Here is a 22,027-nt window from a genome sequence, read left to right on the forward strand (position 1 = left end):
TAAAAAACTTGGCTGAGATTTTTCTCAGCCAAGTTTTTTTGTCGTTTAAGACATATCTGAATGATCTAAATCTGTTTCTTCTTCATTAATTTCTTCCACTGCAAAGTGATCTGTTTGGTTGAATGCTTCTAAATGGTATTGGCCATCTTGGTATCTTACGATAGATACACTTGCATTATCCAACATTGCATCAATTTCAAATTGTGGAATTAATTCATGAATCATATTACGAATGGTCATACCATGACTCACGATCAAGATTTTCTTATCTGTCTCGCGATGTTTCGTAATCACATCTATTAAGCCTAATTCAACACGCATCCAAAACTCCATAAAGTTTTCAGCGTCATGATAAGGGTCCATTTCCTTGAAAGTATCTAATTCTAAACGCACACTTTCATCAGTGGTAAAACCAGTGTACTCACCTGCTTTTTCGGTAGCAACAGCTGTTACTTTGTCCCAAAGGTCTTTTGCTTCTAACCCTTCAAAAGAACCGAAAAAGACTTCTCTAAATTCTGGACGTTTTTCAATTTGTATATCTTTGGCAGTTGCGTGATTTTCATCTAAAATCAGTTCTGCTGTTTTCACCGTACGTTGTAAATCACTGGTATATACAGCTGAAAATTCAACATCAGCTAACCCGCGACCACTTCGACGTACGTCTGCTTCACCGCGTGGCGTTAATGGCGCATCTGCCCATCCTTGCATGCGTCCGTAATAATTTAAATACGTTTCTCCATGGCGCATGAAGTAAATCGTCACACCTTTTGACATTAATAATTCCTCCTTGGTTATACTACTCTAGGTCTTATTGTACCATTTCTGTAGGCTTGTAGTAATTTTTTCAACTGAATTACTTGGTCTTTTAATTTAACCCCTACATCTGTTTGGCGTACTTTTAAGCGATCTAGTTCTTTATCAACGATCCGTCTTGTTGACACAATATCCGTTTCATTTTCAACGGCATCTTCAATACTAGAGAACGGTTGGTGGCTAACTAATAACATCCCAAATGAATTGTATAGTAGCGTGTAGCCTGCAAGTCCAGTTGTTGGTTGATACGCTTTTGAGAATCCCCCATCAATGACCAATAATTTCCCTTCAGCTTTGATTGGATCTTCACCCTTACGTTCCTTAACCGGCGTATGGCCATTCACAATATGCCCCTTGTCGGCTGGTACCCCAAACTCCTCCAAAATACTTTCGGCACAAGCTTTATCATTACGCAATTGGTAGTAAATATTTTTCGGTTCTTCATGTGTTTCCGCATCTTCAATATAATAACGCTCAAAAGTCGTCATTTTTGTTTTTCCAAAAAGAGACGAACCTTCACCTTGCCATATATACCACATATAATCCAAATCAGGGTTGGCATCCTCATCCGGTCCCTTAGACGCATATGCTTGACGCATAGCCTTCTCAAATTGATCCAGTAAGGCTCTACCGGCATACGCACGACCATGGATGACAACTAGCTTAAAGGACTTATCCTCATTCATCGGGATACAACCATGGTACAACAAGTTATCATTATACACTTTATATAATGAACCCTTGCTATATAGGTAGGCAATATGCTTTTGCAGACGTTCCGAATTTAAGAATCCAGCTTGTAATTTCGCCATCACGTACTCTTCATCTTCAGTTAATTTGAACGGATCATTAGGGTCAATTGTTGGAAAAACAGTATTCTTCAATGGATATGTTTTGCCATCGACTACGACTGTACCCTTTTCATAATCTATTTTATCCAAAAACAGACGGTTATCCGTGTGAAATTCAGGATGACGTTGGATTACTTGCGCTTCTAATTTGAATTGAATGATGGTGATTGCTTGTTGCATTTTAGCAATTTGCTTAATTTCTTCAGGGAAATGATCTACTGATTCGTCGATTTTCGGTAAAAATTCATTAATCCCCTCATCAGGATAAGTTGTTTCAGCAAAGGCTACTAATGGACGCAAAGAAATACCATAGCCATCTTCAATGATTTCTAGGTTATCGTAACGCGCACAAATACGTAATACATTGGCAATTAAAACGCGCGAACCTGAGGCAGCACCCATCCAAATGGCATCATGGTTGCCCCATTGGATGTCGATTGATTTTTGTTGGGCCAATAAGTCGATAATTTTATCCGGAGATGGACCACGGTCATAGATATCACCTAACACATGCAAATGATCCACCACTAACTCACGCATTAATTCAGATAAAGCTGAAATCAAGCGATTTGCTGCACCTAATTCAATCACATTTTGGATAATATTCCAATAGTAAGACCCTTTATTGGTCAGAACTGAATCCTTGAAAATCAATTCGTCCAAAATATACGACATATCAGCAGGCATCGCTTTACGAACTTTAGAACGTGTATATTTTGACACTACGAATTGCGCCAATTCTATCATGCGTGAAATCGTAAGCGTGTAAAATTCATTACGTGCTGCTTCATCATGAACATCTTTTAAAATGCTCGCTAACTTTTCTTCAGGATAGTAGACGATGGTTGCTAATTGATTCATTTCGCTAGTTGATAAGCGATTTTGAAAAACTTCTCTAATTTTTTCTTTGATATTACCAGAGCCATTACGAATTACATGAGACACTGAATCATATTCACCATGTAAATCACTAATGAAATGTTCGGTTGCTTTTGGTAACTCCATAATTGCTTCTAGGTTGATGATTTCAGTTGTTACTGAAGCTATATCCGGAAATTGTTCAGATAATAATAGTAAGTATCGATCATTATAATTCATCAATTAGTCACTCGCTTTCTTTTCATCATCTTATCATACCCATCACCCTAAGCACGCTGAGATACTTGCACTTAGGTGCACATGACGTGATAACAGATTACTTGTATTCTACCATGAAAGTGCCTTCATTTTTCAAATCTTTGTCTTTCTTTTTTTAAGAAAACCGATTCCCTAGTATAAAAAAACATGCCCGGTCAACAAATCATTCACCGGGCATGTTACACTGTTAATTTTTTAAAGCACGTTGCGCTTCTCGCTTCATGTCTTTTTCTTTTAAAGCACGACGTTTGTCGTATTTTTTCTTACCTTCTGCAATACCTAATAAAACTTTGGCATAGCCATGTTTTAAATAGACTTTCAAAGGTACTAAGGTTTGACCTTCGCGTTGAATATCCTTCTCTAATTTCAAAATTTGAGATTTTTTCAATAAGAGTTTTCGCGGACGTAAAGGATCATGGTTGAAAATATTTCCTTGAGAAAATTCAGAAATATGTACATTGTACATCCACACCTCACCTCGTTCAACACGGGCAAAGCCATCCTTTAAATTAATTTTTGACTGACGAACAGATTTAATTTCTGTCCCTGTCAACACGACACCACACTCAATGGTGTCTAGTATCGTAAAGTCATGACTGGCTTTACGGTTACTTGCTAAGACATTGTCGTCATTTTTTTGCTTTGGTTTTTTTGCCATTCTTCATTCACCTACTTAGAAATGGAAAAATTACTTCCCTTTGCTTTTACGAATCACGAAGTTTCGATTACTTTTAGCTGCAGGTTTCTTTTTCGCATTTACTGGATTGTTTTTGTTGTTGTTTGTGCGTTTGTTATTTGGATTAGGATTCGCTTTTCCTTTGTAGCCTGTAGATTTGCTAGCTGTTTCTGGACGAGCTTGCTTATCTTTGCCATCTCCCTTGTTGTTACGACGGCGACTACGGTTGTTACCTTTACGGCCTTTGTTACGGTTAAATTCTTTATTCTTGCCTTGATGTGTTAGACCAGTTTCGCTATCATTTTCGCCCTTCACTAGGACAAAATCGATGTCACGCGTATCTGTATTTACATCCATCACTTTAACAGTTACTTTATCACCGATGTGGTAAGTCTTACCCGTACGTTCACCAACCATAATTAAATGGTTTGCGACAAAGTTGTAGTAGTCATCTTTCATCATTGAGATGTGGACAAGTCCTTCAACTGTATTTGGCAATTCAACGAATAATCCAAAACCAGTAACTGAAGAAATGATTCCTTCGAATTCCATACCAATTTTGTCCAACATGAATTCTGTTTTCTTCAAGCTATCCGTTTCGCGTTCTGCATCAACACTACGACGTTCCATCTTAGAAGAATGTTCTGCGATATCAGACAACTTAGCCTTCATTTTTTCTTGGCGTTCAGAATCTGGACGTTTGTGGTCATTGTAGTAATGAATCATACGGTGCACAATCAAGTCAGGGTAACGACGGATTGGTGATGTAAAATGCGTATAATCTTCAGCAGCTAATCCGTAGTGACCAATTGGCTCTACATCATAGTGGGCTTGTTTCATTGAACGTAATAACATCATCGATACTACTGGTTGATAAGTTTCACCCTGTACTTCTTTAATGATGTTTTGAATATCTTTTGGACGAATTGACGATTTTGTACCCTGAGGCACGATACCAAAAGCTGTTACGAATTCAAGGAAGCGTTGCATTCTGTCTTCGTCTGGTTGTTCATGGACACGGTAAATAAAAGGTAACACTTTTTTCGTGTAGTGACCAGCCACCGTTTCATTAGCGCTTAACATGAAGGATTCAATCATACGTTCACCAACACCACGTTCGCGCACAACAATATCTTGTGGATGCCCTTCAGCATCTACAATAATTTTAGCTTCTCGTGAATCAAAATCGATGGCACCACGACGTACACGTTTGGTATACAAAATATCATGCAATTGTGCCATATTTTCTAACATGTCGACAATTTCACTGTATTTTTCACGTAAGGCTTCATCTTTATTCGTAATGATTTCATTTACATCTGAATAAGTCATACGGTAGTTAGAGTGGATTACTGATGGGTGGATGTCGTAATCAACAATGCCCCCATTATGGTCGATTTCCATCATAGCTGTCATGGTTAAACGATCTACTTCTGGGTTCAATGAACAGATACCGTTAGATAATCGTTGCGGTAACATTGGTACCACGCGGTCAGTTAAATAAACTGATGTCCCACGTTCATATGCTTCACGGTCCATTGGTGAATTTTCAGTCACGTAATAAGACACATCTGCAATATGAACACCAAGTTGATAGTTCCCATTTGCTAATTTACTTAATGAGATTGCATCATCCAAGTCTTTCGCATCAGCACCATCAATGGTAATGGTCATCACGTCACGATAGTCTGTACGCCCTTTTAAATCGTCAGGCGCAATCGTTTCTGGTACTTCATTCGCATGTTCCATCACTTCTTCTGGGAATTCATGCGGAATTTCAAACATGTTTAAAATCGCTAGAATATCTACCCCGGGTTCGTTTTTATGTCCAATTTGTTGGATAACATTACCTGCAACCACAAAAGGATGTTGTTTGTCAGGATAATCTGTTACCTCAACAACCACAATTTCACCCTCTACTGGGTGTAAACCGTCAGCCTTAATCAAGGCTGTTAAATTATCGAAACCGTGATTTTGTGGTTTCACGCTACCAATAAACCCAGTTTCTTCTTGGTCTTTAGTATTAAAAGGTGTGAATTCACCTGTTAAGCGTGCTGTGTGGCGCTCAATGACTTCCACAATAACACCTTCAGCGGATTTGTCCTGTAGCGGTTGTTCATCACGTGTGATTTCCACACGGACGATATCATTTTGAAGGGCACCATTTGTTTTCCCTTTACCAATGAAGATATCTTTTTCAAGTTCTTCCGTTTTAACAAAACCAAAACCACGGGCATTTTGCGTAAAGCTACCTGTGTATGAAGGTTTTGCTTGATTCATACGTAAAGAACCGTCTTTCGTAATTTGAATTGTGCTTTCTTGTTCTAATTTTGCAATTGCTTTTACCACAACTGTAAAATCTTCCGCCTTGTCATAGCCCATTGCTTGACTTAAAGACTGGGCTGTATATTTCTTATTTGTATCAGCTAAAAAGGCCAATACCTCTGTTTTTATTTCGTTTAAATTTTTACTCACTTTTTCACTCCCAGTTTAATGTTGTTAAATAGTCAATGACAGTCGTTTCAAATTCATGATGGTACTTGCCTACTGTAATGACGTGTGTTGCAGATGGAAATACGTTCAAGTCCACGGGTGCAGTTGTAATAGCGTCTGCAAATTGCTCACCAGCAGTTGGATCAACCAACTCATCTTGACCTGATGCAGCGATATAAAATGGTACTTGGATTTCGTTTATCCGGTTTCGTAAGCTTGCATTTATGGCAGCAATGCCTTGTAGGGTGTCGGTTAATTGTGTTTGCAATTGCGGCTTCTGTGCTTGGATTTCATTATCGTTGAGGCCATTTCTTTTTAACATTTGATCTGCAAAAAGCATAAATGATCCAGGTACATTACTTTCAGTGATTGGTTGGTTGGTCACGATTGGGGTATTGAATACGCCACCGCCAATGACATCGTTATTCAGCAATACACTTGTTGCGATGGTACCACCTAGTGATAAACCAAAGGCAGCAATTTTTTGATAGCCACGTTTTTTTAATTCATCATAAGCTTTTTGACCATCTGTTAACCACGTTTGTGGGTTACCTGGTGCCACGAGGTTGAATACATCTTCTGTTGCATGCCCCGTTAATTGCGGCGCATACACAGTATACCCCTCACGATTGAGTCTACGACCCAACATCCGCACATCATTAGAAGTCCCTGTAAAAGCATGGAAAAGGATGATTGCCTTTTCGTTGCCTTCAAAGAAAAATGGCTCTGGTAATTTTGTTTGCATGTAATATTCACCCTACTTTATTGTCTTCGTTTATTTTCTCTAAATAAATGATTTGTTACTTCATTGTATGTTTTAATGCTACTTAAATCAATTATTTACCCCGATAGTTCTGGCCTGTAAGCAAAAAAATAGCGGTCCTATGCATAGAACCGCCTCAAATTTTATGCAGATAAGTTTGCGAGTAGTAATGCAATCACCATAAAGGCTAGGCCTAGGATGACTGTAAAACGATTCAATACAGCTTCAAAACCACGTGCTTTTCTTTTCTTACCAGACATGGCATCACCACCACCTGTTAAGTTGCTTGCACTATTTCCTTTTGATGGTTGTGCAACAACCACTAGAATTAGTAAGAAAGCGATAATAATCAAGACTGTCAATAATATATTATACAAAAGTACCCCTCCGTTTTGTTCTACATACCTATTTTAACATAAGTATAGGTCACTTACAATTTAATGATTATGGCTGTATCCACATAAAGAAAACGAGGTTAGGATTTTCATCCCAACCTCGTTCAATTATATTATTTACCTTGTGCTGCGCGCATTTTTTTGTATTTCTCAACTTCGTTAGGAGAGCAGTATACAAAATGGTTTGGTGAAATTTCAACCATTGATTCATCACCGTTTAATGGTGCATGGTTGTATGTAATACGTTGACGGCTACGTTCATAAATTGGGTCTGGCAATGGAATTGCAGATAACAGACTCTTTGTATATGGATGTAATCCGTGGTAGTACAATTCATCAGCGTCAGCTAGTTCAACAATTTTACCCATATACATAACCGCGATACGGTCTGAAATGTATTTCACCATTGACAAGTCATGGGCGATGAATAAGAATGTTAAACCAAATTCTTCTTGAAGTTCTTCAAGCAAGTTAACAACTTGGGCTTGAATTGACACATCAAGTGCTGAAATAGGTTCATCGGCTACAATCATTTTTGGCGCCACTGCAAGAGCACGTGCGATACCAATACGTTGACGTTGTCCACCTGAGAATTCATGTGGGTAACGAGTCGCATGTTGTGGGTTTAAACCTACTTGTTCTAGTAATTCTGCAACTCGAGCTTTACGCTCAGCTTTAGTTTTCACTAGGCCATGAATTTCTAGACCTTCAGCAATAATATCTTCAACTTTCATACGCGGGTTTAATGACGCATATGGATCTTGGAAGATCATTTGGATATCTTTACGGAAATCTAACATTTCATGACGGTTTTTTAGTTTGGCAATATCTTTACCTTCGAAGATGATTTCTCCAGAAGTTGGTTGATAAAGGCGCATTACTGCACGACCAGTAGTTGTTTTACCAGAACCTGATTCCCCAACTAAACCGAAAGTTTCACCTTTAAAGATATCAAATGAGATATCATCAATGGCCTTTACTTCACCTTTAGAGCCGGCACTAAAATATTGTTTTAAATTTCTTACCTTTAATAAGGGTTCTTGTTCATTAGCCAATTGAGTCATCTCCTTCCATATTATCTGTCGCGATTACACCTTCAGTATCTTGAGCTGTAACGACTTCAGTATTTTCATCTAATGAAACCTTAGGTGCACCAGCATTGTATCCTTCAGGGATGATGCCAGCTTTTAAGCTATCATAGATTTTGTAACGGCGTTGGATTTCAGCCGGAGCTTCAACCTTAGGCGCGTCTGGATGTAATAACCAAGTTGCTGCTGAATGTGTATCAGAAACTTTAAACATTGGTGGTTCTGCTTCGTAATCAATTTCCATTGCGTAATCAGAACGTAAGGCAAAGGCGTCCCCTTTTGGTGGGTCTAACAAGTCTGGTGGTGTACCAGGAATTGAAACCAATTTACCTTTTGTATCTAATGTAGGCATTGAACCGATTAAGCCCCATGTATATGGATGTTGTGGATTGAAGAAGATTTCATCTACATCACCATACTCAACAATTTTACCAGCATACATAACTGCAACACGGTCAGCAACGTTCGCAACAACACCCAAGTCATGGGTAATGAAGATGATTGAAGTATCAATTTTTTCTTGTAATTCTTTCATCAATTCAAGAATTTGTGCTTGAATTGTAACGTCAAGCGCTGTTGTTGGTTCATCGGCAATCAAGATACGAGGGTTACATGCCAAAGCAATCGCGATAACGATACGTTGACGTTGTCCACCTGAAAATTGATGTGGGTATTGATTCATACGTTCAGATGCATTTGGAATACCTACTAAAGTAAGTAATTCTTCAGCACGCTCATATGCTTCTTTTTTAGATTTGTTTTGGTGAATGATAATTGGTTCAGCAATTTGTTTACCAATTTTCATAACAGGGTTTAAAGAAGTCATAGGATCTTGGAAAATCATCGCGATGTCTTTTCCACGGATACCTTGCATTTCTTTTTCAGTTTTCTTTAATAAGTCTTCGCCGTTAAAAAGGATTTCTCCACCTTTAACATCAGCATTGTTTGCTAATAATCGCATGATTGTACGTACAGTTACAGATTTACCTGAACCAGACTCACCTACGATGGCTAACGTTTCCCCTTGTTTCAAGTCAAAATTCACTTTACGAATGGCTTGAACATCACCAGAATACGTTTTGAAATTAATTTCTAGATCTTTTACTTCTAAAATATTTTCTGTTTTGCTACTCAATTCTGCTCAACTCCTTAATCATTCGTTTTTGGATCTAGAGCATCACGTAAACCATTTGCTAACATGTTAAATGCAATCATGACGATACAGATTACACCTGCTGGGTACCACATTAAATGAGGCAAGAAGCGGAATGTCTTGTAACCATCATTGATCAATGTACCTAATGAAGCATTTGGTGCCGGAATACCTAAACCAATGAAACTCAAGAACGCCTCGAAGAAGATTGCGGACGGAATTGAGAATACTGTTTGGATAATAATGATACCTGACAAGTTCGGTAAGATATGACGGAAAGCAATTTTCCATGCTGCCTCACCTAATGAACGTGCTGCCAAGATATATTCTTGGTTTTTAATTTTCATTGTTTGGGCACGAACTACACGAGCCATAGAGATCCATTCAGTGATTGCCAAGGCAATAATAATAGACATGATACCTGGTTCTAATACCAATAACATCAAGATTACGATTACTAAGTTTGGCACACCAGATAAGATTTCCAAGAAACGCATCATGATGTTATCGATACGGCCACCGTTCCAACCAGCGATGATACCATAAGGTACACCAATTAATAAGTTGAATAAAGCTGCCATTAAACCGATGAATAATGATACACGTGTACCATAAAGAATACGAGACAATAGGTCACGACCTAAAGCATCAGTACCTAAATAGTAGTAAACGCCTTCTGGTACGTTATTTGCTGCATATTGGTCAATTTCAGTACCTGCTACTGAAGATTTACCATCAAACCATGCAAAGTTTTCCAATCCAGGAATCTTCGGTGGAATATTGGCAAATTGAACATTTTGTACATTAGGATCAGCTGGTGCGATTACTGGTGCTAAAACAGCTAAGATAACGACAATAATTAAAACGATTAATGATAAAATAGCGATTTTATTTTTCTTTAATCGACGCCATGAATCTTGTAGGAAGTTTAATGACTCACCTGCAATTTGTTCACGTTCAGCGATATGATCATGTTGTGTAGCTGGGCGGAATTTATCAGCTGGAATAGATGTATATGATTGATTATTTTCAGCCATATTATTCGCCTCCTTCGTTACTTACTCGAATACGTGGATCAACAATACCGTATAAAATATCCACTAATAATAGCATTGCTACTAGCATTGCAGAATAAAGAATTGTTACACCCATGATAGTTGGGTAGTCATTTGTTTGGATTGATTTAACGAATTGTTCACCAATACCAGGAATTGCGTAGATATTTTCAACAACCATAGAACCAGTCATTAGGGCTACTGTTAAAGGACCTAATAATGTTAATAATGGAATTAAAGCATTACGCACCCCATGTTTAAATGCTACTGCAGTTCTACTTAACCCTTTCGCACGAGCTAATTCGATATAGTCTGAGTTCAATACGTCAACCATTTCAGTACGAATGAATCGACTAGAGTCAGCTAATGGTGAAATAGCTAAGGCAATTGTTGGTAAAACTGTTGCGGCAAAAGAACCATCCCATAAAGCGATTGGGAACCAACCTAATTGTACAGCGAATACTAATTGTAGTAATACCGCGAATACGAAGTTAGGGATAGAACGACCAAGGATAGCTACAAATGTGGCAGTTGAGTCAATCCAAGTGTTTTTATACATTGCTGAGATAACCCCAAGAATGATACCTAATGAAGTACCAAGGATAATCGCTTGTGCACCCAATTGTAATGATGGGCCGATACGACTACCTAATAATTCTGTTACTGGTGTATTTGAGAATTGGAAAGATACACCTAAGTCACCTGAGAATATACCCATCATATAACGAGCATATTGAACAATGACTGGATCATTTAATCCATAACGTTCATTCATGATGATGATTTGTTCTGCCGATAACCGGTCCTCATTTTGGAACGGTGTACCAGGAAGAAGCTTCATTAAGAAAAATGTAATTGTTGCAATTAGAAATATTGTTAAGAACATATAAAATACTCTACGAAGTAAATATTTGTAATACGATTTCAAATTGCTTCACCTCCTATATTGTGTTAAATTATGGACATATTGAAAGGATTTGATCTCACAATGATTTATAAACGCTGGAAAAGCATCCTTTTGCTTTTTGCCACGATACCGTTCATTATATCAATTTTTTTACACGAGGGTATCACTTTATTTTACTTAAGCAATAGTTATTTCTACATCAGCGCCCCTTTTCTAATCGCCGGAATGTTCGGTTTAATCTTAAAAGACGGGACTTTTGACCTATTTCAATATAGCCTACGCAGATGGAGACCTGGTGTTATTGAACAAAAAAATTCAAAAAAAAATGATGATTCTAAGAAAAATGTACAAACATTGTCCCAATCTATTGGTACTTGGTACATTGGTTTCTTAAAAATCGGTGGTATCTTCTTGGCAATTAGCTTAGCTTGTCTCATTGCTTACTATTACATATAAGACCATAAGGGGTGGAAAATTTCCATCCTTTTTTTATCCTCGAATTACTATAGCTAGCAATCACGCATACGCTAACCGGTGGAACGCTTTTTAGTAACCATGTTACTTTATCTACCTAACTTCAAGTAAGTTAGACTAAAGTTAAATCACCCTCCATTTTTCATTTCTCTCCCCTTCACTAGCTTCATTTACCAAACATAAGGTAATTACCGCCATTTGATGGAAAACGACTCACATCGCAATTATTCGCTAATTTCGCATATGAGTCATAAAAGATTAATTATTTAAAAAATTGATGATAACATTTTCATATTTTCATCAAAAGCATTACAAATTCTAACACAGCAATCTTTTTACGTCAATATATGTGACATTGACTGAAGACATAAAAAAAACAACCTACCTTTAAAGGTAGGTTGTTTTCACTTCTTACTGTGCTAATTTTTTGAGAAATTATTCAGCTTTTGAAGCCCATTTGAATGAAGTAGAAGCACCAACTTGGTGGTGAACTACACCTTCAACTGTAGATTGTTGTAAGTAAGCACCAAAACGTTGGTAAAGTGGTGCAATACCAGCATCTTCCATAATGATAGATTCTGCAGAAACTAAGTCAGCCCAACGAGCATCTAAGTCTTCTGTTTCAGCAGCTGCACTAGCGATTAATGCATCGTATTCTTCATTAGAGTAACCAGAGTTGTTGTTACCACCATCAGTGATGAACAATTCTAAGTAGTTAATTGGGTCAGCGTAGTCAGCACCCCAACCAGCAACTTGTAAGTCGTAGTCTTGAGAGTTATCAGCAGCAATACGGTTTTTGAATGGTTGTGCAACGATTGATACTTCCAATCCAGGTAAGTTTTCTTGTAATTGACCTTGGATGTATTCAGCAGAACGTTGTGCATTTTCAGTATCATCTACTAATAATTCGATGCTAATTGAATCTGTACCTAATTCTTCTAAACCAGCTGTGAATGCTTCTTGAGCAGCAGCTACGTCATAAGTTAAGAATTCAGCTGCAGCAGCAGAGTCTTCACGGAAGTCAGCACCTGTTGATGGGTTAAATGCCAATCCTTCTGGAACGAAGTAGTCTGCAGGGTTAGAACCATTTTGTAATACTTGATCAGCAAATGATTGTTTATCAATTGCTTTAGCGATTGCAGTACGGATGTTTTTGTTAGCTAATGGTGTAGCTTCTCCGTTACGTTCTTGGTTCATCTTCAAGTAGAATACTGTTGATTCAGGTGCGTTAGCCATGTTAGGGTCACCTTCACGAGCAGCAACGTATTCACCAGAAACAGTTGTGTAGTCAATTTCACCACTATCAAACAAGTTGATTGCAGTTGAAGTTTCTTTCAATACTTGGTAGTTTACAGCGTCCAATTGAACGTTTTCAGCATCCCAATAAGTATCGTTTTTCACTAATTGCCAGTTTAAGTTAGTACCGTCCCAACCAGCTAATGTGAATGGACCATTAGATAATACAGTATCTGAGTTAGTAGCGTAGTTTTCGCCTTGCTCTTCAACGAATGCTTGGTTTAATGGGTAGAATGGCGCCATAGATAGCAAACCTTCTAAGTAAGGAACTGGTTTAGCGTAAGTAACTTCTAAAGTCTTGTCATCGACAGCTTTAACACCTAATTCGCTAGGTTCCATTTCTCCGTTGATGATTTCAGTAGCATTTTGAATGATACCATCAGCTAAGTATGAATATGGTGCTGCTTGATCAGGGTTAACTAAACGTTGCCATGCAAACACGAAGTCACCTGCTGTTACAGGGTCACCATTTGACCAGTTAGCATTTTCTTTAATTTTATAAGTGTAAACTGTTCCATCTTCAGAGATAGTTGGTTCACCATCTAACATTGCTGGTTCGTATTCATTATCAGCATTTTGACGATATAAACCTTCGTTTACATTATTCATCATGTCGAATGAAACTGTATCAGTTACCATAGTTGTATCCATAGTTGGTAATTCACTTGTTGTTGTCCAGTTTAATACATTTTCCCCAGAAGTTGCAGTACTTGACGCTGCGCTGCTATCAGATGTAGCTGCGTCGTCTCCACTGTTACCACATGCTGCTAAAACTAAACCAGATAAACCAATCACTGCTAGTGATTTTAAAAGATTTTTTCTTTCCATAATACTTCCTCCATCTTCGAGTCTTTTGACCCAATAAGATATTTATTACAATATGGCAATAATTTACTAGATAATGAATCCGTTGTCAATCAATTCTTCTCATATTTTTCATAGAATATTCATAAAACCCTAATAAACAAGAAAACCGCAAGTATTTTTACTTGCGGTCTAAAATCAACTTGTTCAAATATTGTACTTATTCTGCAGCTTCTAAAGTAGCAGTTCTTAAGTCAAATTCATTACCTACTGATCTAAATGTAATACCTGTTAAGTTAGGATTTCTTAATTGTGTTTCAACTTCTTGGTATAAAGGTACCCAAGCAGCATCTTCCACTAAGATATTTTGTGCTTCAACAAAGTTTGCCCAACGAGCTACAGGATCATTTGCATTTTCACCACGCGCTGCTTCAATTTCTGCATCATAAGCAGTATTTGTGTAGTCACCACGGTTGTATGATCCACCAGTTTCAAGTAATTCGAAGAAGTTGATACCATCAGCAAAGTCAGCCGCCCATCCTGTAATTACCATATCGTAATCACGAGCATCTTCTTGAGCTAAACGGTTTTTCTTCGGTACATTTTGTAGGTTAACTGTAACACCCTCTAAGTTGTTTTGAACTTGTCCTTGGATATATTGAGTCGTTGTTTTACCTTTTTCATCATCATCACCTAATAGGTTTAGATCTAAAGTTTCAACACCTAATTCTTCTTTAGCTAAGTCCCATAAACGTGCTGCTTCTTCTGGATCATATTTATCAGTAATGCCTACTTCAGTTACAAAATCTTCTTGAGTATCAGGATTAAAGATAAAGTTTTCAGGTACAAAAGTTGCAACAGCGTTAGAACCATCACCGATTACATTTGTTGCTAGCTCTTCATTGTTGATTGCATAATCAATTGCTTCACGTAAGTTTTTATTTTGGAAAACTTCGTTATTGTAGTTAAATGCCATCCAGTAGTTACGTGCTTTTGCTTGTTGCACTGCATTTTCATTACCTTGGTATTGTTTTGCAAGTTCACCAGTTAACGGTGCATTATCAATGTCCCCTGCTTCAAACAAGTTAACTGCTGTTGAACCTTCTTTAATAACTTGAACATTCACTTCATCAATAGCTACACTATCAGCATTGTAGTAGTCAGCATTTTTTTCCAAAGTCCATGTTAAACCTGTACCATCCCAATTAGACATTGTAAATGGACCTGAGAAAACGATATTCTCAGAACTTGTACCGTAAGCATCGCCCGCTTCTTCAACAAAAGCTTGGTTTTGTGGGTACAATGGTGTGAAGGCTAATAAGTTTTCAATGTATGGAATTGGTGTATCCAATTGAATTTCAATTGTGTAATCATCCAATGCTTTTACACCTAGATCTTCAACTGGTGCTTCACCACTTAATACAGCCTCTGAATTCTTAAAGCCTGCTAGTAAGTATGAATATGGTGCTGCAGTATCAGGATTTGCTAAGCGTTGAAGTGCATAAACAAAATCGTTGGCAGTGATTGGATCACCATTTGACCATTTAGCATCTTCACGCATTTTGATTGTGTAAGTTAAGCCATCCTCTGATACTTCAGGTAATGCTTCAGCTAAAGCAGGTTGGATTTCATTCTTATCATTTTCCCAATATAAACCATCTTGAACTTGTCCAATATAATTGGCACTATTCATATCTGTAACCAATACAGAGTCCATTGTAGCGATTTCTGTAGGTGCAACATAGTTTACGACTGCTGCCGCTTCTCCATCTGTACCTGAACTAGCTGTTTCGCTACCTGTTCCACATGCTGCTAATAATGCAGCTGTTGCTAATGTTACGATTAAACTTCTTTTTAATCCCATAATGTTTCCTCATCCCTAATGAAATATTAATACTGTTCTCATTTTATCTCATTAAAAATTTATGTCAATAAAAAAGTTGAATTATTTTCACAAAAAATTCGTATTTACCTATCACAAAAATCAAATATACAAAAAAAGCATAGGTAGCGAGCTACCTATGCTTAGTTGTTAACTGTCTGAATATTCGTAAGTGACGGGTTATCTAGTACTTAATTATTTGTTTTCTAAGTTGTAGAAAGCTTTTAGCCCTTGGTATTCAGCTAATTCGCCTAATTCATCTTCGATACGTAATAATTGGTTGTATTTAGCCATACGGTCTGTACGAGATAATGAACCAGTTTTGATTTGACCTGCGTTAGTTGCAACAGCGATGTCAGCAATTGTAGCATCTTCTGTTTCACCAGAACGGTGAGATACAACAGCAGTGTAAGAAGCACGTTTCGCCATTTCGATAGCGTTGAATGTTTCTGTTAAAGTACCGATTTGGTTAACTTTGATTAAGATAGAGTTACCAACGTGTTCAGTAATACCACGTTCTAAAATTTCAGTGTTTGTTACGAATAAGTCGTCACCAACTAATTGAACTTTTTCACCTAATTTTTCAGTTAATAATTTCCATCCATCCCAGTCATTTTCATCCATACCGTCTTCGATAGTGATGATTGGGTATTTTTCTACTAATTCAGCTAAGAAAGCAGCTTGTTCTTCAGCAGTACGTTTAGCTCCGCCTTCACCTTCGAATTTAGAGTAGTCGTAGATACCATCTTCGTAGAATTCAGAAGAAGCAACGTCAAAACCTAAGTAAATGTCTTCACCTGGTTTGTAACCAGCAGCTTCGATTGCTTCGATGATAGTTTCTACAGCATCTTCAGTACCGTCAAAACGTGGCGCAAATCCACCTTCATCACCAACAGCAGTTTCTAAACCACGTTTAGATAAGATTGATTTCAATGCGTGGAAAGTTTCAGCACCCCAACGTAATGCTTCTTTGAATGAAGATGCACCAGCAGGGATAATCATGAACTCTTGGAAAGCGATTGGCGCGTCAGAGTGAGAACCACCATTAACGATGTTCATCATTGGAGTTGGTAACACTTTAGCGTTAAAACCACCTAAGTAGTTGTATAATGGAATGTTTAATTCATCGGCAGCAGCGCGAGCAGTAGCGATAGATACAGCTAAAATAGCGTTAGCACCTAAGTTACCTTTGTTAGCAGTACCGTCTAAATCGATCATAGCTTGGTCAATACCAATTTGATCAGTTACGTCAAGTCCGATAATTGCATCAGCGATAACAGTATTCACGTTGTTAACTGCGTTTTCAACACCTTTACCTAAGTAACGGCCTTTGTCACCGTCACGTAATTCTACAGCTTCGTGTTCACCAGTAGAAGCACCAGATGGAACGATTCCACGACCAAAACCACCAGCTTCAGTGTATACTTCAGCCTCAACAGTTGGGTTACCACGAGAATCCAAGACTTCGCGAGCATAAATATCAGTAATTGCAGACATAATTTCTCTCCTTTAAATTTAAAGTGATTTCAAATTTGTTACATAAATAGTATACCATACCCACTTTTTTGTGGGTATGTTTATCAGGTTGCTTAGTGTTTAATTAAGCTTTCTCCTGTCATTTCCTCAGGTTGGTCAAGATTTAGTAAATCTAACATCGTTGGCGCAACATCTGCTAAACGACCGTCAGTGCGTAATTCAACACCTTTTTTCGTTACAATAACAGGAACTGGCACAGTTGTATGTGCTGTGTTTGGTGATCCATCTTCGTTCAGTTCAGTATCCGCGTTACCGTGGTCTGCAAAAATAATTGCTTGACCACCTTTAGCTAAGATAGCATCTACTACACGACCAAGGTTTTCATCAACAGCTTCGATAGCTTTGATTGTTGGTTCTAACATACCTGAGTGACCAACCATATCTGGGTTTGCAAAGTTCAAGATAATAGCGTCTTGACGGTCATTTTCAATCTCGTCAACTAATGCATCTGTTACTTCGTAAGCAGACATTTCTGGTTTCAAGTCGTAAGTTGCAACTTTAGGAGAATTAATAAGAATACGTTTTTCTCCTTCAAATTCATCGTTAGATCCACCATTCATAAAGAATGTAACGTGTGGATATTTTTCTGTTTCTGCGATACGCAATTGGTTTAAGCCATTTTTAGCTAAAACTTCACCCAATACATTTGTTAATGGAATTGGTTTAAATGCGATATCAGCTTGAATATCATCACGGTATTTAGTCATTGTTACAAACTTAATGTTTGTTGGTTCATTTCCACGTTCAAAATGATCCCATTCTTTTGCAGTAACTGCATCAGATAATTGACTAGCACGGTCAGGACGGAAGTTAGCAAAGATAATGGCATCATTATCTTGTACTAAAGCAACAGGGTTACCTTCGCCATCCACAACGTTAGTTGGTTCAACGAATTCATCTGTCACGCCATTTGCATAGTTTGCTTTAACGATTTCAGTTGCGTCAGTACCTTTTTCACCTTTGCCGTTAAAGATAACATCATAGGCTTTTTGTACACGTTCCCAACGATTATCGCGGTCCATTGCATAGTAACGTCCAGAAACTGTTGCGATTTGACCAATGTTTTCTTCAGCCATTACTTTTTCAAGTTCTTCGATGTAACCTGGCGCAGCATGTGGATCTACGTCACGACCATCAAGGAAGGCATGAATATAAACTTTTTCAACGCCTTTAGCTTTGGCATCTTTGATCAATGCTTCAATATGACGGATATGGCTATGAACCCCACCATCAGACAATAAGCCGAAGATGTGTAAAGCTGAATGGTTTTCTTTTACATGAGTGTAAGCACCATTTAATGCTTCGTTCTCAGCAAATTCGCCATCAGAAATAGCTTTATCAATACGAGTTAGGCTTTGGTATACAATACGGCCAGCACCAATATTTGTATGGCCAACTTCAGAGTTACCCATTTGACCATCAGGTAACCCAACGTCTAACCCAGAAGCTTTCATTGTAGCATGTGGAAATTCATTCCAGTAACGATCGAAGTTTGGTTTGTTAGCTTGGGCAACAGCGTTACCGTAAGATTCCTCTCTCCAACCGAATCCATCTAAGATAATAATCGCTACGGGTGATTTAGACATAAGTTATTTACCTCCATTTAATAATGCGATGTAAGAAGTAACATCAAGACTTGCTCCTCCTACGAGCGCACCATCAACGTCTTCTTTTTCTAATAATTCAGCAATATTAGCAGGTTTAACTGAACCACCGTATAAGATACGAGTTTGGTCTGCAGCATCTTTACCAGCGATTTCAAATACTAAATCACGGATGTGAGCTGACATTTCTTGTGCATCATCTGCAGAAGCAGTTTTACCAGTACCAATTGCCCAGATAGGTTCGTAAGCAATAACAGCTTGAGCTACTTGATCAGCAGTTAAGCCTTCTAAAGCTGCACGAATTTGACCGCTAACCCATTCTTTTTCTTGGCCAGCTTCGCGAGTTTCAAGTGTTTCACCACAGCAAATGATTGGTGTCATGTTGTGGCTGAAAATGCTAGCTGCTTTTTTGCGAACGTCTTCATCAGTTTCGCCGAAAAGTTCTCTACGTTCAGAGTGACCAATAATCACGTACGGTACGTTTAAAGATTCTAATGCAGCTGGTGAGATTTCACCTGTAAATGCACCTTCATCTTCGAAGTGAACGTTTTGAGCACCGATTTGAATGTCAGTACCTTCAGTTTCTTTGATTAATGATTCAATGTAGATTGCTGGTGGTGCGATTAATGATTCAGCTTCTGTTTGAGGGAAGCCTTCTTTCAAAGCTGCAACGAATTCATGTGCTTCAGCTGCAGATTTGTTCATTTTCCAGTTACCAGCGATTAATGTCTTACGCATGTTTGAAAAACTCCTTTTCGACAAGTTTTGTTCAAGTGTTAAAAATAATTATTTGTTTGCGATGGCAGCAATACCAGGTAATTCTTTACCTTCTAGGAATTCTAATGAAGCCCCACCACCAGTTGAAATATGTGTGAATTTGTCAGCTAAACCTAATTGGTAAGCAGCTGCAGCAGAGTCACCACCACCGATGATAGTTGTAGCATCAGTTAAGTTAGCAATTGCTTCACCTACACCGTTAGTACCTTTAGCGAAACTTGGCATTTCGAATACACCCATTGGGCCATTCCAAACAACAGTTTTAGCATCAGATAATTGTTCAGCGTAGTATTCAACTGTTTTAGGACCAACATCAAGTGATTGCCAGTCTGCAGGGATACCGTCAACTTCAACAACATCAGTGTTTGCATCGTTGTCAAAAGCATCAGCTACTACAAAGTCAACTGGTAATACTAAACGGTCGCCAGCGCGTTCCATTAAGTCTTTAGCCAATGGAATCTTGTCTTCTTCAAGAAGAGACCCACCAACTTCGTAACCTTTAGCTTTCATGAAAGTATAAGCCATACCACCACCGATTAAGACTTTGTCAGCCTTGTTCAATAATGATTCGATTACGCTGATTTTATCAGAAACTTTTGCACCACCTAAGATAGCAACAAACGGACGTTTTGGTTCGTTTACAGCGTCACCTAAGAATTTGATTTCTTTTTCCATTAAGAAACCAGCAACAGCTTCTAGATTGTTAGAAATACCAACGTTTGATGCATGTTCACGGTGAGCAGTACCGAAAGCGTCGTTAACGAAAACGTCACCTAATGAAGCCCAGTATTTACCTAATTCTGGATCATTTTTGCTTTCTTTCTTGCCATCAACATCTTCAAAACGAGTGTTTTCAAACATTAATACTTCGCCGTCTTTTAAGTTAGCGATAGCATCTTCTAATTCTTTACCACGAGTTTCAGGTACGAATGTTACTTCTTTACCTAATTTTTCAGATAAACGAACTGCAACTGGACGAAGTGATTTAGAAGCTTTGTCCTCTTCAGTTTTAACTTTACCTAAATGTGAGAATAATACTAAACGTCCACCTTGTTCAAGAATATATTCAATAGTTGGTAATGCTTGAACGATACGGTTATCGTCAGTAATATTGCCTTCTTTGTCCATTGGTACGTTAAAGTCTGCACGTTCTAGAACAACTTTACCTTTTAAATCTACATCTTTGACAGTTTTCTTAGCCATGTATATAGCACTCCTTATCTAAAGTAGTTACTTAATAAAAAAGACGGGAAGCGCGAAGCTTCCCGCCCAAATTCAACTGATTAATACTGTATGCAATAAAGTGAATTATTGTTTAGCAGCAAAGTATTCGATTAAACGAACAAATTGAGAAACGAAACCAGCTTCGTTGTCATACCAAGCAACAGTTTTCACTAATTGACCTTCTTCAGATTCTTGAACGCGAGTTTGAGTTGCGTCGAAGATTGAACCAGCTGGAACACCTACGATATCAGAAGAAACGATTTCATCTGTATTGTATAGGAATGAAGGGTTAGCGTATTTCTTCATAGCTTCGTTAACTTCTTCTACAGTAACTTTTTTGTCTAATACTGCGTAGAATTCAGTCATTGAACCAGTAACGATAGGAATACGGATAGCAGTACCGTCAACTTTACCGTTAACTGAAGGGATAACGCGACCTACAGCTTTAGCAGCACCTGTTGAAGCAGGAATTGCGTTTTCAGCAGCTGCACGACCGTTACGGTAGTTACCTTTTTTACCGTTAGGACCATCTTGTAAAGATTGAGTTGCAGTGTATGCATGGATTGTTGACATTAAACCGTGTTTAACACCAAATTCTTTTTCCAATACGTTTACAACTGGAGCTAAACAGTTAGTAGTACAAGAAGCACCTGAGATAATAGTATCTTCAGCTTCGATGATGTCTTCGTTTACACCGAATACAATTGTTTTAGTTTCAGCATCAGCAGGAGCTGAGATGATAACTTTTTTAGCACCAGCATTGATGTGCGCTTGAGATTTTTCTTTAGTTGCGTAGAAACCAGTACATTCTAGAACGATGTCAACACCTAAATCACCCCAAGGTAAGTCGTTAGCGTCACGTTCAGAGTATACAGCGATTTCTTTACCGTCAATAGAAATACCTTTATCAGTTGTTTGAATATCATGGTTGAAAGTACCATGAGCAGTATCATATTTTAATAGGTAAGCTAAAAATTCATTTTCTGTTAAATCGTTGATTGCCACGATCTCTACATTTGAATTTGATTCTTCCCAAATACGACGTAAAGTTAAACGACCGATACGACCAAAACCGTTAATTGCTAATTTAATTGCCATA

18 protein-coding genes are annotated in these 22,027 nt (G+C 38.0%); 1 reads left to right on the top strand and 17 read right to left on the bottom strand.

Annotated features, from left to right (window positions below; translation table 11 throughout):
- Window positions 1–45 precede the first annotated feature (45 nt).
- From EF384_RS00760 to opp3b, 10 genes are all read right to left on the bottom strand, one after another.
- Window positions 46–774, bottom strand: coding sequence for a histidine phosphatase family protein (locus tag EF384_RS00760; protein WP_123779083.1), 729 nt, complete (start codon window positions 772–774; stop codon window positions 46–48).
- A gap of 17 nt (window positions 775–791) precedes the next feature.
- Entirely contained in the window at window positions 792–2,762 is a 1,971-nt protein-coding gene (locus EF384_RS00765; RefSeq protein WP_123779084.1) for a fructose-1,6-bisphosphatase, read from the bottom strand.
- 226 nt (window positions 2,763–2,988) lie between these two features.
- A complete protein-coding gene (gene smpB / locus EF384_RS00770; protein WP_123779085.1) occupies window positions 2,989–3,459 on the bottom strand; it encodes an SsrA-binding protein SmpB in 471 nt (156 codons plus the stop codon).
- Between the two features lie 30 nt (window positions 3,460–3,489).
- The gene (gene rnr / locus EF384_RS00775; protein WP_123779086.1) at window positions 3,490–5,952 is read right to left on the bottom strand and encodes a ribonuclease R; all 2,463 of its coding nucleotides are present in this window, start codon (window positions 5,950–5,952) and stop codon (window positions 3,490–3,492) included.
- A gap of 4 nt (window positions 5,953–5,956) precedes the next feature.
- Window positions 5,957–6,715 carry an alpha/beta hydrolase gene (locus EF384_RS00780; protein WP_123779087.1) on the bottom strand — a complete coding sequence of 253 codons (759 nt, stop codon included), beginning with the start codon at window positions 6,713–6,715 and terminating at the stop codon, window positions 5,957–5,959.
- Window positions 6,716–6,876: 161 nt separating this feature from the next.
- Window positions 6,877–7,110: a preprotein translocase subunit SecG gene (secG, locus tag EF384_RS00785; protein WP_123779088.1), complete on the bottom strand. Its 234-nt coding sequence runs from the start codon at window positions 7,108–7,110 to the stop codon at window positions 6,877–6,879.
- Window positions 7,111–7,241: 131 nt separating this feature from the next.
- Window positions 7,242–8,183, bottom strand: coding sequence for an ABC transporter ATP-binding protein (locus EF384_RS00790; protein WP_233569991.1), 942 nt, complete (start codon window positions 8,181–8,183; stop codon window positions 7,242–7,244).
- Window positions 8,176–9,351, bottom strand: a complete 1,176-nt coding sequence (locus tag EF384_RS00795; RefSeq protein ID WP_123779090.1) for an ABC transporter ATP-binding protein — start codon at window positions 9,349–9,351, stop codon at window positions 8,176–8,178. The genes EF384_RS00790 and EF384_RS00795 overlap by 8 nt, the downstream gene beginning before the upstream one ends.
- A 14-nt stretch (window positions 9,352–9,365) precedes the next feature.
- A complete protein-coding gene (gene opp3C / locus EF384_RS00800) occupies window positions 9,366–10,406 on the bottom strand; it encodes an oligopeptide ABC transporter permease (protein ID WP_123779091.1) in 1,041 nt (346 codons plus the stop codon).
- 1 nt (window position 10,407) lies between these two features.
- On the bottom strand, window positions 10,408–11,352 hold the full coding sequence (gene opp3b, locus EF384_RS00805; protein WP_123779092.1) for an oligopeptide ABC transporter permease: 945 nt from the start codon (window positions 11,350–11,352) through the stop codon (window positions 10,408–10,410).
- A 60-nt stretch (window positions 11,353–11,412) separates the two neighbouring features.
- Here opp3b and EF384_RS00810 point away from each other — a divergent pair, with 60 nt between their 5' ends.
- Window positions 11,413–11,787: a DUF3899 domain-containing protein gene (locus tag EF384_RS00810; RefSeq protein ID WP_123779093.1), complete on the top strand. Its 375-nt coding sequence runs from the start codon at window positions 11,413–11,415 to the stop codon at window positions 11,785–11,787.
- A 453-nt stretch (window positions 11,788–12,240) separates the two neighbouring features.
- On the opposite strand, the gene EF384_RS00815 is transcribed toward EF384_RS00810, so the two are convergent.
- The 7 genes from EF384_RS00815 to gap all read right to left on the bottom strand — a co-directional run bounded on the left by EF384_RS00815 (window position 12,241) and on the right by gap (window position 22,026).
- Window positions 12,241–13,929 carry a peptide ABC transporter substrate-binding protein gene (locus EF384_RS00815; protein WP_123779094.1) on the bottom strand — a complete coding sequence of 563 codons (1,689 nt, stop codon included), beginning with the start codon at window positions 13,927–13,929 and terminating at the stop codon, window positions 12,241–12,243.
- A gap of 196 nt (window positions 13,930–14,125) precedes the next feature.
- A complete protein-coding gene (locus EF384_RS00820; RefSeq protein ID WP_123779095.1) occupies window positions 14,126–15,769 on the bottom strand; it encodes a peptide ABC transporter substrate-binding protein in 1,644 nt (547 codons plus the stop codon).
- 213 nt (window positions 15,770–15,982) lie between these two features.
- A complete protein-coding gene (eno, locus tag EF384_RS00825; protein ID WP_123779096.1) occupies window positions 15,983–17,284 on the bottom strand; it encodes a phosphopyruvate hydratase in 1,302 nt (433 codons plus the stop codon).
- Window positions 17,285–17,376: 92 nt separating this feature from the next.
- On the bottom strand, window positions 17,377–18,909 hold the full coding sequence (gene gpmI, locus EF384_RS00830; RefSeq protein ID WP_123779097.1) for a 2,3-bisphosphoglycerate-independent phosphoglycerate mutase: 1,533 nt from the start codon (window positions 18,907–18,909) through the stop codon (window positions 17,377–17,379).
- A gap of 3 nt (window positions 18,910–18,912) precedes the next feature.
- On the bottom strand, window positions 18,913–19,665 hold the full coding sequence (tpiA, locus tag EF384_RS09795; RefSeq protein ID WP_123779098.1) for a triose-phosphate isomerase: 753 nt from the start codon (window positions 19,663–19,665) through the stop codon (window positions 18,913–18,915).
- A gap of 48 nt (window positions 19,666–19,713) precedes the next feature.
- A complete protein-coding gene (locus EF384_RS09800) occupies window positions 19,714–20,907 on the bottom strand; it encodes a phosphoglycerate kinase (RefSeq protein ID WP_123779099.1) in 1,194 nt (397 codons plus the stop codon).
- Window positions 20,908–21,012: 105 nt separating this feature from the next.
- Complete coding sequence (gap, locus tag EF384_RS00845) at window positions 21,013–22,026, bottom strand: type I glyceraldehyde-3-phosphate dehydrogenase (protein WP_123779100.1); 1,014 nt, start codon at window positions 22,024–22,026, stop codon at window positions 21,013–21,015.
- Window position 22,027 lies beyond the last annotated feature (1 nt).

It is taken from the genome of Aerococcus agrisoli (genome assembly GCF_003797145.1).
Classification (GTDB): domain Bacteria; phylum Bacillota; class Bacilli; order Lactobacillales; family Aerococcaceae; genus Aerococcus; species Aerococcus agrisoli.